Below are 447 nucleotides of genomic sequence, written 5' to 3'. Positions count from 1 at the left end.
GTCATACACACGCGGCGCTGGCTCGAACGCGATGACACGTCCGAACTCGCCCACAGCCGTCGCCGCGTTTAGCGTATGGATTCCGATATGTGCACCGACGTCGATGAACGTCATGCGCGGCTTCAGCACCCGCGTGAAGAACGACACGAGACCTGCGTCCACGCTGCCATACATCGCGAGCAGAGAGGTGAGCAAAGCATCTTCCGCCGGCGTGGCCATCACATAACCATGAACACGGGTGACCATCAGATGGTCACCCGTGTAGACCGTGGTGGCAGGCATGTGCTGCCGCACATCGTCGGCCAGTTCGTGGACGCGCGCCTGGGCCACCAGCAGGTCCTCGGAGCTGCGGATCAACACGTCAAGCCGTTCGGTATGTGCCGCAGTGTGTGTCGCCATGACCGACGAATTCTGCGCCAGTGTGTCAAGCCGTTCGGTATGTGCCGC

Annotated in this window: 1 protein-coding gene; it reads right to left on the bottom strand. The window is 61.7% G+C overall.

Annotation, left to right across the window (positions count from 1 at the left end; translation table 11 throughout):
* The coding region (locus GVL04_RS24155; RefSeq protein WP_200846958.1) for a hypothetical protein at nucleotides 1-399 on the bottom strand (399 nt) is incomplete at its 3' end.
* Nucleotides 400-447: the final 48 nt, after the last annotated feature.

The organism is Arthrobacter sp. 18067 (assembly GCF_902706295.1).
GTDB lineage: Bacteria > Actinomycetota > Actinomycetes > Actinomycetales > Micrococcaceae > Arthrobacter.
This window is presented reverse-complemented; position numbering and strand designations above follow the sequence as displayed.